Here is a 13,513-nt window from a genome sequence, read left to right as displayed (position 1 = left end):
GGTTTAACCCGCGACAGAGACTTGGGCGAGGCCGGCGTCGACGATGATGTTCTGGCCCGTGATGCCGTCCGAATCGTCGGCCGCCAGGAACAGGGCCGTGCGCGCCACGTGGCCCGCGTCGAGCCGGTATTTCAGGCATTGCAGCTCGATGAAACGCCGGTCTTCTTCCGGATCGCGCCACAGGGCGGCCTGGCGGTCCGTGGCGATGGCGCCCGGGGCGATGGCGTTGACGCGGATATTCTGTTCGCCCAGCTCGCGCGCCAGGGTGCGCGACAGGCCCGCGATGCCGGCCTTGGAGGTGGTGTAGCCGACCAGGTTGGGACGCCCGCGCATCCATGAGATCGAGCCGAGGTTGATGATGGAGCCGCCGCCGGCCGCCGCCATGCCGGGCGCCACCTGCTGGATGGCGAACACGTGGTGCTTGAGGTTCAGGGCCAGGCAGTTGTCCCAGTACTCGGGCGTCAGTTCGGCCAGCGAATGGCGGTCGTCGCGGCCCGCGTTATTGAGCAGCACGCGGATGGCGCCGAAACGCGCCTCGACGTCGGCCAGGCTGGCCTGGTAGGCGGCGATGTCGCGGATGTCGCTGTAGACGAAATGCGGCGCATGGCGGCACAGGGGCGCCATGCGCGCGGCCAGGGCGGCGCTGGCGTCGCGGTCGATATCGCAAAAAGCCACTTGCGCGCCTTGCAGGGCGAAGTGTTCGACCAGCGCAGCGCCGATGCCGGAGCCGCCGCCGGAGACGAAGACCACGCGGTCCTGCAGGCTGGGGTAGAGAGTGATGTTGGCGTTCATGCTGTCCTCGGGAGGGTTGTGTGGGGTATCAATCCCGGTAAAGGGGCTCGGCGCGGCCTGCCACGTCCAGGCGCACGGCAAAGAGGCCGCCGGCCTGCGGCTGGCGCGCCAGTTCGTCGTCCGCCGCGCCTTCGCGCGCGCTGGTGATGTACAGGGTGCGCAGATCGGCGCCGCCAAAGGCGATCATGGTGGGGCGCGTGACGGGCACGCGCACGATGCCGATGATTTCGCCCTGCGGCGAAAAGCGCAGCACCCGGCCGCCTTCGTACTGCGCGCTCCAGTAGCAGCCTTCGGCGTCGATGGCCGCGCCATCGGGACGGCCGCCATACACGGCTTCTTCGCCCTTGACGGGCAGGCGCGCGAACACCTGGCGCTCGCCCACCTGGCCGCTGGCCGCGTCAAACGCGAAACGGTAGATCACGTGGTTCGGCGTGTCGGACTGGAACAGTGATGCTCCATCGGCCGCGAAGGCCAGGCCGTTGCTGACCTTGACGCCGAAGCCTTGTTGCGGTCCCCAGCCCAGGCGCGTGGCGCCCCGTTCCAGGCAAAACATGGCGGCCAGTTTCGCCGTGCGCGGCTCGTACATGGCGCCGGCCCAGAAACGCCCGGCGCTGTCGCAGCGGCCATCGTTGAAACGCATGTCGCTACTGTCGTACGGCGCATCGGCCAGCTTGTCGAGCAAGCCTTCCTGCGGATAAAAACGGTAGAAACCGTCGCGCAGGGCCGCCACCAGGCCGCCCTTTTCAGCCAGGGCGATGCAGCCCGGCTCGCACGGCACCCACCAGACGCGGTCGAGGTTTGTGGCCGGATCGTAGCGGTGCAAACGGCGCCCGGCGATGTCGATCCAGTACAGACACTGCTCGGCCACGCTCCACAGCGGGCATTCGCCCAGCTGGGTGCGCGCATCAAGCACGAGTTCGGCTTGCCATTCACGCATGCTGGGCCTCCGCAGTGTCTTTCATGGCCAGGCGCATGGCGATGTGCAGGCTTTCGCCGGGCGCCAGCACGCGCATGCCCGTGCCCTGCGCGCCGCGCGCGGCCAGCGCAAACGCGTTATTCGCATGCGTGACGGGTTCCAGCGCAATGAAGCCGCGCTCGTCGTTCGGCGCGAAGCAGACCAAATGGCCGCAATTGTCGCTGGCCGACAGCTGCACGCTGTAATTGCCGTAGTCGAGGCTGGCGCGGCCCGTCCAGCCGCTGTAGCAGTTGTCCGCCTGCCAGCCGGCCACCGGCTGCGGCGTGGCGAATGGCGACGCTTGCGCCACGGGTGCCAGGCCGGCCGGCAAGCGGTCGGCGCCCATGCTCCACACGCCATCCCATTGCGCCTGCAGGCGCAGGCCAGGGGCCAGCGGAAAATAGGGGTGGAAACCCAGGCCGGCCGGCATGGCGCGCGTGTCGTCATTGCGCACCGATAAGGTCAGGCGCAGGCCGGCATCGTCGAGCAGCACGGTTTGCTGCACCGTGCAGGCAAATGGCCAGTCCGCGTCGCCGCCATGCACGAGCAGCAGTTCGGCGCTGTCGGATGTGCGCGCCGCCACGTGCCAGGCGCGCTGCCAGCCAAAGCCGTGGATGCTGTGCGGCTCGGGCGGGAAGTTGGCGCGCAGCGCATGCGCGTGGACATCGGCTTGCAGCACGGCGTTGCCGATGCGGTTGGAATACGGCGCCAGCGGATAGCAGGCCATCTGCCGCACACCGGCGTTGGCCGGCGCGGCGCGCAGGATGTCGCGCCCGCGCCAGCGGAGCGCCGCCAGCGCGCCACCGGTGGCCGGGTGGACGTCGGCGCGGCAGTCGCCGTGCGCGAGGGTGAAGGGAGACTGGTGGTCCATGTCTTACCTCAGCCCTTCAAGCCGCCCGAGGTCAGGCCGCTGACGACCTTTTCCTGGAAGATCACGATCAGCACGACGATGGGCACGATGGCCACCACCAGCGCCGCCGAAATGATCGGCCAAGGGAAGGCGAACTCGCCTTGGTACAGCTGGATGCCGACGGGCAGGGTACGGTATGCCACGGCCGAATTCATCGACAGCGCCAGCAGGAACTCGTCCCAGGAATTGACGAAGGCGAGGATGGCGGCCGTCGCCACGCCGGGCGCGGCCAGCGGCAGCACGATGCGCCACAGGGCGCTGATGCGGGTGCAGCCGTCGAGCATGGCCGCGTTCTCGATGTCGCGCGGGATATCCTGGAAAAAGCTCACCATCATCAGGGTGCAAATCGGCAGGTTCAGCACCGTGTACGGCAGCACGAGCGCCCAGTAGGAGTTCAGCAAGCCCAGGCTGCGCATGATCTCGAACAGCGGCACCATCAGGGTCACCAGCGGGAACATCGACACGCCGATGATGGCCGTGAGGATCAGGCCGCGGAAACGCAGGCGCAGGCGGGCGATCGCATACGCGGCCAGCGCGCTGATGAACAGGCTGAGCAGGGTCGACAGGCCGGCCACGATCAGGCTGTTGGTCAGGAACGTCAGCAGCGGCTGGTCCTGGAAGGCGGAGATGAAATTGCCCATGGTCGGTTCGTGCGGCCAGTAGGTGATCGGCTTTTGCGTCAGTTCGCTCTCGGTCTTCAATGAGGTGAACAAAATCCACAGGGCGGGGAAGACGCCATTGAGGATGACGATCGCGGCGGCGAACCAGCGCAGGCGCTTCGATGAAAACAGGCCGCTCATTCTTTGTCTCCTCTTACATATTTCAGATACACAAACGTGGTGGCCATCGACAGCAGGAACATGAACACGGCCAGGGTCGAGCCGTAGCCCACGTCAAGGTAGTCCACCGTATTGGACTGGATGTACATGGCCAGGGTCTTGGTTTCATCGCCAGGGCCGGGCATGTTGTACGGAATATCGAAAGACTGGATGGCCGTCAGGGTGCGGAAGATCAGCGCCACCAGCATCGATGGCACCAGCAGCGGCAGGGTCACTTCCGTAAATTGCTTCCACTTGCTGGCGCCGTCCACTTCGGCCGCTTCATACAGCGAGGCGGGGATGGTCTGCAGGCCGGCCAGCAAAATCAGCGCCATGAACGACGAGGTTTTCCAGATGGTCGTGATGCAGATGGCGGCCATGGTCAGCGCGGGCGAGTTGAACCAGATTTGCGGCTCCCAGCCCAGGCCGGGGATCAGCAGGTCGATGCGGCGGATGATGTCGTTGACCAGGCCGTATTCGCTGTGGAAGAACCAGGCGAAGATCAGGCCGACGAAAGCGAGCGGCAGTGCCCACGGCAGCAGCAGCGCCAGGCGCACGGGCCAGCGGTATTTGAACGGCATGTTGGCCAGCATGGCCAGGCCCAGGCCCGCCACCAGCGCGCCCGGCACGGTGACGACGGTGATGATGACGGTGTTTTTCAGCGACTTCCAGAACAGGCTGTCTTCCAGCGCCATCTTGTAGTTATCCAGGCCCACGAAACTGGGCAGGCTGCCGCCGGACAGGCGGATGTCGAAAAAGCTGTTGTAGATCAGTTTGCCGACCGGGTAGGCCACGATCAGCAGTAAAAACAGAATCGCCGGCGTCAGCAGGACCCAGGCCAGCGTCGTTTCGCTGGGGTCCGTGATGCGGCTTTTCAGGGTGCGTTGCCTCATGATTTCCTCGTCTGTTGCGGTGTGCGTATGCGTGTGCCGCCCGGACCGCCGTCGTGGCGGCCGGGCGCATGCCGGTTAGCGCAGGATGCGCTTGACCCGGTTTTCGATCTCGCCCACGGCCGCCGCCGGCGTTTTCACGCCCGCCATCACGGCATTCGTGTTGACGCGCACGGCTTCGGACACTTCGCTGTAGCGCGGCGTGACGGGGCGCGAACGGGCGCTTTGCACGACCGGCAGGGCATCGGCGAACCAGCCATTGACGGCCAGCACTTCCTTGTCCTGGTAGACGGACGGGTAGACGGGCAGGTTAGAGGCCTTGATGGCCAGCTGCTTCGACACTTCCGGACTCGACAGCCAACGCACCAGCTTGGCCGACGCTTCCTTGTTCTTCGAATACGAAGACACGGCCCACTGCCAGCCGCCGATGCACGAGGCCGGCTTGCCGCCCGCCATGGCCGGCAGGCTGACGACGCCCACTTTATCTTTCACGCTGCTGTCGGCGCCATCCTGGAAATGGTTCCAGGCATAGCCCCAGTTGACGGCGAACAAGACGTTGCCGGCCTGGAATTCCTTGCGCGTATCGTCGGTGGCCACTTCGGCGATGTTTTTCTTGGCCACGCCTTGCTGCACCAGCTTGCTCCACATGGCCAGGCCCGCTTCCGCCTTGGGCTTGTCCAGGGTCAGCTTGCCATTGGTGACCAGCTCGCCGCCCTGGCTCCAGTACGGCAGCAGGAAGGTGCACACGGCGCCTTCGATGGCCTTGCCCTGGAAGCTGATGCCTTGCAATTCCGGATTCTTTTCGCCGGCCTGGATGGTGCGCGCCACGGTGGCCAGCTCATCCCAGGTTTTCGGCGGCGCCAGCTTGTACTTGGCCAGCAAGTCCTTGCGGTAATAGAGGAACATGGCGTCGGCAAAGGCGGGCAGTGCGACGACCTTGTTGTCGACCATATTCGCCTGCTTGTAGGCGGGCAGGTACTGGCCCATGATCTTGTCGCGGTCGGCGCCCAGGTATTTGTCCAGGCTTTCGATCCAGCCTGCCGAGGCATATTGCGCCGGGCGGATGATGTCGATCAGGAACACGTCCAGGGTCGAGTCGCCGGCCGACAGCACCGTGTTCAGGTATTTCTGCTGCAGCTCGGACGTGGCGCCGCCCGTTTCCAGGTCGATCTTGACGCCGGGATTGGCGGCCATGAACTTGGCGAACAGTTCGCGCATGACTTCGGGGCGCTCCTGGCCGCCGACAAAGACCTTGACGGTTTGCGCGTGGGCCGCAGTGGCAAGGACGAACGTGGCGCCGAGCGCCAGGACGAGGGATTTGATACGCATGATGTTTGTCTCCTGTTTTGGTATGGGAATGCCGCTTGTGCGCGGCTTATCGGGATGGCAGTACCGCGCCGCCCTGCGGATCGAACAGATGGAATTTCTCCATGTCCAGCTGTACCGTGACTTGCTGTCCTGGCGCCAGTGCAAACGTGGGTGGCAGGCGCGCCGTCAGTTCGCCGCCTTCGCACTGGAAGATCACCAGGGTTTCCGCGCCCAGCGGTTCGACCACGACCACGGTGGCGGCCAGCGCGGCGCTGGCGTTGCCGGCCGCTTCCAGGGTGATGTCTTCCGGGCGGATGCCGAATTCCACGGTGCGGCCGTCGAGCTTGCCGCAGGCTGCCTGGCGCTCAAGCGGCAGGGCCAGGCGGGCCTTGCCCAGGACGATATCAAACTGGCCGGCTTCATTGCGCGCCACCTTGGCGCCAAGGAAGTTCATCGGCGGCGAGCCCGTGAAGCCCGCGACGAATTTCGACACGGGTTCGTTGTAGATCTGGTCCGGCGTGCCGACCTGCATGATGTTGCCGCCGGACAGCACGACGATGCGCTCGGCCAGGGTCATCGCCTCGACCTGGTCATGCGTGACGTAAATCGTCGTGGCGCCGATGCGCTGGTGCAGCTTCTTGATTTCCGTGCGCATTTCCGAGCGCAGCAGGGCGTCCAGGTTCGACAGCGGTTCATCGAACAGGAACAGCTTGGCCTGGCGCACGATGGCGCGGCCCATGGCCACGCGCTGGCGCTGGCCGCCGGACAGGGCGCGCGGCTTGCGGTCGAGCAAGTGGTCGATTTTCAGGATGGCGGCCGCGGCGCGCACGCGCTGTTCGATTTCCGCCTTCGGGAACTTGCGCAGCTTCAAGCCGAAGCCCAGGTTGTCGAACACGGACTTGTGCGGGTACAGCGCATAGTCCTGGAACACCATGGCGATGTCGCGCTCGCGCGGCGGCAGGTCGTTGACGACCTGTCCTTCGATGGAGATGGTGCCGCCCGTGATGGACTCGAGCCCCGCGACCATGCGCATGAGGGTGGACTTGCCGCAGCCCGAAGGGCCCACGAAGACGACGAACTCGCCTTGCTTGATTTCCAGGTCGATGCCATGAATGACTTCGACGCCGTTGTCGTACTTCTTGACGACCTTTTCCAGTTTTACACCTGACATGCTTGTCTCCAAAAGATGCGAATGACGCGTCTGAGCGCGCTACGTGCGTTGCAACAGAAATAGATTAGTAGGCGCCCGTGTCGAGGGCTTTCGCCAGTGACGGTTTCAGGGCCGTGATAAAGGCATTGGCCTGGCGCATCATCATGCCCATGTCCGAGGCGATGGCCACGTAGTCATAGCCGTAACTAATGAAAGTGTGCACCATTTCCGGCGAAGGGCCGACAATGCCGATGGGTTTGCCGATGGCGCGGGCACGGCGGGCCGCGTCGGCAATCGCCGCCTGCACGTCGGGATGGCCGATATTGCCGATATGGCCCATGGCCGCCGACAGGTCGCCGGGACCGACGAATAGCGCGTCGACGCCATCGACGGCGGCGATCTCTTCCAGTTGCGCCAGGGCGGCAGGCGTTTCCAGCTGGATAATCGAGAAGACGGCGCCGTTGGCGCGGGTGGCGTAGTCGGGCACGGTGCCGTAGCGGCTGGCGCGGTGCATGGCGGCAAAACCGCGCGTGCCGGGAATAGCCTGGCCCGGCTGCGGATAGCGGGTGGCGGCCACGGCGCTACGCGCTTCTGCCGCGCTTTCCACGAACGGGAACATCAGGGTCTGCGCGCCGATGTCGAGCGCGCGCTTGATCTGCACCAGGTCGTTCCAGGCCAGGCGCACGACGGGGCAGGCCGGTGTGCCGCCCACTGCCTGCAGGATCTGGTAGGCATCCTGGTAATCGATGGGCACGTGTTCCATGTCCAGCACCAGCCAGTCGAAACCGGCGCAGCCCATGGCTTCGGCCGTCACGGGCGTGCCGGCCATCAGCCAGCTGCCCAGCGGTACTGCTTTGTCCGCCAGCAAGGCGCGGAAGGGGTTGTCGAGGATATCCATAATTACTTTGTGCTCTCTATATATGTCGGAAGATGGCGGCGTCAGAAGATCGGCGGCTCGGGCGTGGCGGCGTTGCCCAGCAAGAAGTCGAGGTCGCAGCCCTGGTCGGCCTGCGTCACGTGCTCCATGTACAGCTTGGTGTAGCCGCGCGCATATTTTTGCGCCGGCGCCTGCCACTCGGCGCGGCGGCGCGCCAGTTCCTCGTCCGTCACGTCCATGTTCAGGCTGCGCGCGGCGATGTCCAGCTCGATCATGTCGCCGTTGCGCACCAAAGCCAGCGGACCGCCCACGGCCGCTTCCGGCGTCACGTGCAGCACGCAGGTGCCGTAGTGGGTGCCGCTCATGCGCGCGTCGGAGATGCGCACCATGTCGCGTATGCCCTGCTGCAGCAGCTTTTTCGGCACGGGCAGATTGCCCCATTCCGGCATGCCGGGCGCGCCGATGGGGCCGCCATTGCGCAGGATCAGCACCGTGTTTTCATCGATGTCCAGGTCCGGCGCGTGGATCTGCGCCAGCATTTCCGCGTTCGAATCGAACACGAGGGCGCGGCCCCGGTGCTTGGCGAATTTCGGATTCGCGGCCGACGGCTTGATGACGGCGCCGCCAGGACACAGGTTGCCGCGCAATACGGCCAGCGCGGCGCCGTCGGCCACCGGCTGCGATACCTTGCGGATGACGCTGTCGTCGAGGCAGACGGCGTCGGCGATGTTCTCGCCCAGGCTGCGGCCCGTGACCGTCAAGGCCGTCAATTCCAGCTGCGGCGCGATTTCCTTGAGCAGGGCCGGCATGCCGCCCGCATAGAAGAAATCTTCCATCAGCTTGTCGCCGGACGGGAAGAGGTTGGCGATGACCGGTACTTTTTGCGCCATCGCATCCATTTCATCGAGCGACAGGGCCAGGCCGGCGCGCCCGGCGATGGCGACCAGGTGGATGGCCGCATTGGTCGAGCCACCGAGCGCCATGTAGGCGGCCACGCCGTTCGACAGCGCGGCGCGGGTGAAGAAGCGCGACGGCTTCAAGTCTTCCCACACCATGCCGACGATGCGCTCGCCGCATTGCGAAGCCATGCGCACGTGATTGGCGTCCATGGCGGGAATGCTGGTGGCGCCCGGCAAGGTAAAGCCCATCGCTTCGACGATGGACGTCATGGTCGAGGCCGTGCCCATGGTGTTGCAGGTGCCGGGCGAGCGCGTCATCTTCGCTTCGAGCTTGATCCACTCGGGCTTGGCGATGTCGCCGGCCACGTAGTCGTCCCAGAATTTCTTGGTGTGCGTGCCCGCACCCACGCTCTGGCCGCGGTAGCGGTCGTTGAGCATGGGGCCGGCAGGGCAGAAGATGGCGGGGATGTCCATGCTGATGGCGCCCATCAGCATGCCGGGTGTCGTCTTGTCGCAGCCGCCCAGCAGTACGGCGCCGTCGATCGGCAGCGAGCGCAGCAGTTCTTCCGTTTCCATGGCGAGGAAGTTGCGGTAGATCATGGTGGTGGGCTTGACCATCACTTCGCCCAAGGACAGGGCAGGCAGCTCGACGGGGAAGCCGCCGGCCAGCAGGATGCCGCGCTTGACGGCTTCGGCCCGTTCGCGCAGGTGCGAGTGGCACGGCGACAGGTCGCTCCAGGTATTGATGATGGCGATGACGGGGCGGTCGAGGAATTCCTCGCGGCGCAAGCCCATCTGCTGCAGGCGCTGGCGGTGGGCGAACGAGCGCATGTCGTCTGGGGCCAGCCAGCGCTGGCTGCGCAGGGATTCCAGCGTGCGGCGGGAGGTAGCGGAGCTCAATGTGTGTCCTTTTTGGTTGCCTGGCGCGCTGCGTATGGCGTTCCAGTGCTGCTGTCTCGGGTCTTGCTAGCCGCCTTTGTTAGCGCTAACATTGCAAGTACAGCGAAATATAATTTGAATCGCGGGGGGCTGTCAACAGATTTAATGCAGGGTACAGGCGCGCAGCCCTTACACTATCGGCATGATTTCATTGACGCCAATTTCCAGGGTGGAATTTCCGCGGTCCGGCCGAAATGCCGTAAAGCACCGGCGTTACGCTGGCGTCCCCCGTGCGCCCGGCCATGGCATGATGCGTGGTGATCACCGATTTTTGAGAAGGCAGTACCCATGAACGACCCAGTACGCAAGCGGCGCGGCCTCGGCCGCAGCACCGTGTTCGATGTGGCCAAATTGGCACAGACCTCGGCCATTTCCGTGTCGCGCTATTTCAAGGAACCGGACCGCGTGTCGCAGGAAACGCGCGACCGTATCAAGAGCGCCATCGACCAGCTCGGCTACATCCGCAATGAGGCGGCCGGCGGCCTGGCCTCGACCCAGGGCCGCATCGTGGGCGCCATCGTGCCCAGCGTGTCCAATTCCATCTTTGCGGAAACCATCCAGGGCTTGTCGACCACCTTGTCGCAGCACAATTATCAGTTGCTGCTGGCCACCCACGATTACTCGATCGAGACGGAAGAAAAGGTCGTGCGCGCCTTTCTCGGCTGGTCGCCGCGCGCGCTCGTGCTGACGGGCGCCGACCACAGCGCCGCCACGGAAACCTTGCTGGCGGGCTTGCAGATTCCCGTCATCGAAACGTGGGATATCCGCCCCGAGCGGCCGTATCCGCAGATCGGTTTTTCGCATATCGCCACGGGGCGCGACATGACCTTGTATTTGCACGGGCAAGGCTACCGGCGCATCGTCTACGTCGACAGCGGCATCGGCAGCGATTTCCGCGCGCGCAAGCGGGCACAGGGCTATGAGGAAACCATGCGGCAGCTGGGTTTGCGTGCGGAAATCGTGTCAGCGTCGGTGACGGCGCCGCTCGACGCGGGCGGGCAAGTGTTCAGCGAGCAAATGGCGCGCGCCGAGCGGCCCGACGCCCTGTTTTTTGCCAACGACAACATGGCCGCCGGCGCCATCTACGAGGCGGCACGCCTCGGCATCCGCATCCCCGAGCAATGCGCGGTGGCGGGCTTCGGCGACTTCCCGTTTTCGGAAAAACTCATGCCGGCGCTGACGACGATACGCGTGCCCCGCTATGACATCGGCCGCCTGGCCGCGCAAGCCATCTTGCAGCGCCTGGGCGAAGTGGACGAGGGCGCCGCGCCGCCGGCATTGGCGCCGCTGGCGTACGAACTGATCGCGCGGGCCAGTGCTTGAGACACCGTGCTTGCCGCAGATATTGATGAATCATATTTCTATCATCACAACATACAATTGGCTTGATATGCTGCGATGCGGCATGATGCACCTGTCTCCTCTACTTCCTCACAGGAATTAGATTCAGCCCGCTCCCGCAGCGGGCTTTTTTTTTGCCCGCCGGTCGCACAAGGGATAGCGACCCGCCGTGGGCACCATGCCGCTGACCGATGGCAGGCAAGCGCTGCGGTCATCCTTGCCCCCATCCGATATGTTTCTGCATGCTTTCCTTGTCCAAGTGCCCGGTGCGCGTTGGCAAACGGGCGTATGCATGAGCGAGCGCAGGGGCAGTGGAGGCCGGCATGGCCCAGATATAGGGGGATCGTATTTCTATCATCACAACATGCAATTGGATAATGATGCTGCGATGCGGCATCATGCACCTGTCTCCTCTACTTCCTCACAGGAATTAGATTCAGCCCGCTCCCGCAGCGGGCTTTTTTTTGCCCGTTTTTATGGCACAAACGTGCGCACGCTTGCTTGTCATCCTCGCCATCGTGTTGCTTTTGTGCATGCTAAACTGGGCCTTCCCCAGAATAAGGCTGCCCCATGCTTGAACTTTTCCGCCATACCCTGGAGTCGACGCCGATCCTCGCCCTGTTTCTCGTCATCGGCGCCGGTTATGCGCTGGGGCGCATCAGCGTGTTCGGCTTTTCGCTGGGCGTGGGCGGCGTGCTGTTCGCGGGGCTGGCGCTGGGCGCCTTTGCTCCCGGTTCCGTGCCGCCGCCCATGGTCGGCTCCATCGGCCTGCTGCTGTTCCTGTATGGCATCGGCGTGCAATACGGCGTGCAATTTTTCGCCGGCTTGCGCGGCGCGGGACAGAAACACAATTTGATCGCCTTTGTCGCCGTCATGGGCGGCCTGGCCGTGTCCATCTGGGGCGGGCAGTGGATCGATATCTCGTTGCGCATGGCCAGCGGCGTGTTTGCCGGCGCCATGACCAGCACGGCCGCCCTGCAGGCGGCGCTGGAAGCGTCGCACGGCAATGGCGACGCGGCCGTCGGCTATGCCGTCGCATATCCGTTCGGCGTCGTCGGCCCCATGCTGGGCCTGTACCTGGCCGGGCGCATCTTGAAACCCGTACTGACGCCGCCGCCGGCGCCCATCGTCGTCTCCGAAATCACCATCGACGCAGCCAAATTGGCGGGCGCCACCCTGTCCGAGCTGGCCGACGGCCCCCTGGCGGGCGTGCAAGTGATCGGCGTGCGCCAGGGCCACCAGAACCGCTTGCCCGACCCAAGCCTCGTGCTGGGCGTGGGCGACGCGCTCATGGTGTCGGGCACGGTGGCGGGCGTGGAAGCGGCGCGCACGGCGCTGGGCCACCTGGACCCGGGCCGCCTGATGAAGGACCGCAGCGATTTCGATGGCACGGAAGTGTTCGTGTCCGACGCGGAAATCGTCGGCGTGCCCCTGGGCGAGCTGAACCTGGCAAAAGACTTCCCCCTGCAGATCGCCTTCATCCGCCGCGGCGACGCCATGATTTTGCCGCATCCCTTCCTGACCCTGGAATTTGGCGATCGCGTGATGGCCATCGCGCCGGCCAGACATGCGGCCGAGGTGCGCAAGCTGTTCGGCAATTCCATCACGGCCACGGCCGAGTTCAGCTATGTATCGCTGGGCATGGGCATGGTGCTGGGCGTGCTGCTGGGCCTCGTGCCTATCCCCTTGCCATGGATAGGCTCGTTCAGCCTGGGCCTGGCCGGCGGGCCGCTCGTGATGGCGCTGATTTTGGGCCGCCTGGGCCGAGTCGGCAGGATCAGCTGGCGCCTGCCCCTGTCGGCCAACCTGGTCATGCGCAACTATGGCTTGACGATATTCCTCGCTTCCGTGGGCATGGCGTCCGGCTTGCCCTTCGTGCAGCAAGTGGGCGCCGACGGCTTGCCCATGCTGGCGCTGGGCGCCGTGACGGTGCTGGTGGTGGTGGCCCTCGTCGTCATCCTGGGCAAGGTCTTCCTGCGCCTGCCGTTTCCTGAATTGCTCGGTATCGCGGCCGGCGCCACGGGCAACCCGGCCGTGCTGGTGTTCGCCAACCGCCTGGCCAAGTCGGACCGGCCGAACCTCGGTTATGCGATGATTTTCCCCAGCATGACCATCGTCAAGATCGTGGCCGTGCAAGTGTTGCTGCATTTGTACGGGTGATTACTGACAGGAGCGGGCTTGTCAGGGCGCGTTTTGAATGTTTCAATCGTTGGCAAGGAGGAAAAAAACATGCAAGTCAAGCGTATCGTTGCCAACATCCCCGCGTCGGATTTGGGCCTGGCGCGGAGGTTTTACGAGGAAGTGCTGGGCCTGGGCCTGTTGATGGACCACGGCTGGATCATGACGTATGGATCGCCAGCCGAGATGAGCGTTCAAGTGAGCTTTGCGACGCAAGGCGGCTCGAACACTGCCGTGCCCGACCTTTCCATTGAAGTCGATGACGTCGATACCGCCTTTGAACGCATGGTCGCCGCAGGCTTTGCCATCGAATATGGGCTCACCGATGAACCTTGGGGCGTCAGGCGCTTTTTCGTGCGCGATCCTTTCGGCAAGCTCATCAATATTCTGTCGCACACATAGGCGACGTGCCAACGGCGGCAGTCAGCCAATTCACCCAGCGCCAGCCATTGTAAA

General features: G+C 64.7%; 12 protein-coding genes. 3 read left to right on the top strand and 9 right to left on the bottom strand.

All coding sequences use genetic code 11. The annotated features are described in order from the left end of the window. Positions 1 to 3: 3 nt before the first annotated feature. The 9 genes from BLU39_RS03425 to araD all read right to left on the bottom strand — a co-directional run bounded on the left by BLU39_RS03425 (position 4) and on the right by araD (position 9,499). Positions 4 to 792: an SDR family NAD(P)-dependent oxidoreductase gene (locus BLU39_RS03425; RefSeq protein ID WP_092709682.1), complete on the bottom strand. Its 789-nt coding sequence runs from the start codon at positions 790 to 792 to the stop codon at positions 4 to 6. Positions 793 to 820: 28 nt separating this feature from the next. Next, complete coding sequence (locus BLU39_RS03420; protein ID WP_092709679.1) at positions 821 to 1,729, bottom strand: SMP-30/gluconolactonase/LRE family protein; 909 nt, start codon at positions 1,727 to 1,729, stop codon at positions 821 to 823. Next, on the bottom strand, positions 1,722 to 2,618 hold the full coding sequence (locus BLU39_RS03415) for an aldose 1-epimerase (RefSeq protein ID WP_092709676.1): 897 nt from the start codon (positions 2,616 to 2,618) through the stop codon (positions 1,722 to 1,724). Before BLU39_RS03415 ends, BLU39_RS03420 begins: the two co-directional genes overlap by 8 nt. An 8-nt stretch (positions 2,619 to 2,626) precedes the next feature. Beyond that, positions 2,627 to 3,457: a carbohydrate ABC transporter permease gene (locus BLU39_RS03410; protein WP_092709672.1), complete on the bottom strand. Its 831-nt coding sequence runs from the start codon at positions 3,455 to 3,457 to the stop codon at positions 2,627 to 2,629. After that, positions 3,454 to 4,368 carry a carbohydrate ABC transporter permease gene (locus tag BLU39_RS03405; protein WP_092709668.1) on the bottom strand — a complete coding sequence of 305 codons (915 nt, stop codon included), beginning with the start codon at positions 4,366 to 4,368 and terminating at the stop codon, positions 3,454 to 3,456. Before BLU39_RS03405 ends, BLU39_RS03410 begins: the two co-directional genes overlap by 4 nt. 75 nt (positions 4,369 to 4,443) lie before the next feature. Further along, a complete protein-coding gene (locus tag BLU39_RS03400) occupies positions 4,444 to 5,694 on the bottom strand; it encodes an ABC transporter substrate-binding protein (protein ID WP_092709665.1) in 1,251 nt (416 codons plus the stop codon). 46 nt (positions 5,695 to 5,740) lie between these two features. Next, positions 5,741 to 6,844: an ABC transporter ATP-binding protein gene (locus tag BLU39_RS03395; RefSeq protein ID WP_092709662.1), complete on the bottom strand. Its 1,104-nt coding sequence runs from the start codon at positions 6,842 to 6,844 to the stop codon at positions 5,741 to 5,743. Positions 6,845 to 6,908: 64 nt separating this feature from the next. Next, positions 6,909 to 7,721: an HpcH/HpaI aldolase family protein gene (locus tag BLU39_RS03390; RefSeq protein ID WP_092709658.1), complete on the bottom strand. Its 813-nt coding sequence runs from the start codon at positions 7,719 to 7,721 to the stop codon at positions 6,909 to 6,911. A gap of 41 nt (positions 7,722 to 7,762) precedes the next feature. Beyond that, entirely contained in the window at positions 7,763 to 9,499 is a 1,737-nt protein-coding gene (araD, locus tag BLU39_RS03385; protein ID WP_092709654.1) for an L-arabinonate dehydratase, read from the bottom strand. Positions 9,500 to 9,826: 327 nt separating this feature from the next. Here araD and BLU39_RS03380 point away from each other — a divergent pair, with 327 nt between their 5' ends. The 3 genes from BLU39_RS03380 (at position 9,827) to BLU39_RS03365 (ending at position 13,459) form a co-directional block, all read left to right on the top strand. Next, on the top strand, positions 9,827 to 10,861 hold the full coding sequence (locus BLU39_RS03380) for a LacI family DNA-binding transcriptional regulator (RefSeq protein ID WP_092709651.1): 1,035 nt from the start codon (positions 9,827 to 9,829) through the stop codon (positions 10,859 to 10,861). A gap of 588 nt (positions 10,862 to 11,449) precedes the next feature. Then, positions 11,450 to 13,039 (top strand): aspartate:alanine exchanger family transporter, encoded by a 1,590-nt coding sequence (locus BLU39_RS03370; RefSeq protein WP_092709645.1) that lies wholly within the window; start codon positions 11,450 to 11,452, stop codon positions 13,037 to 13,039. A gap of 69 nt (positions 13,040 to 13,108) precedes the next feature. Then, positions 13,109 to 13,459 (top strand): VOC family protein, encoded by a 351-nt coding sequence (locus BLU39_RS03365; protein ID WP_092709642.1) that lies wholly within the window; start codon positions 13,109 to 13,111, stop codon positions 13,457 to 13,459. The last annotated feature ends 54 nt before the right edge of the window (positions 13,460 to 13,513 follow it).

Origin of the sequence: Janthinobacterium sp. OK676, assembly GCF_900103595.1 — a bacterium.
In the GTDB taxonomy this organism is placed as follows: domain Bacteria; phylum Pseudomonadota; class Gammaproteobacteria; order Burkholderiales; family Burkholderiaceae_D; genus Janthinobacterium.
Note: the sequence above shows the minus strand (reverse complement) of the source record. Positions and strands in the feature narration are given on the sequence as shown.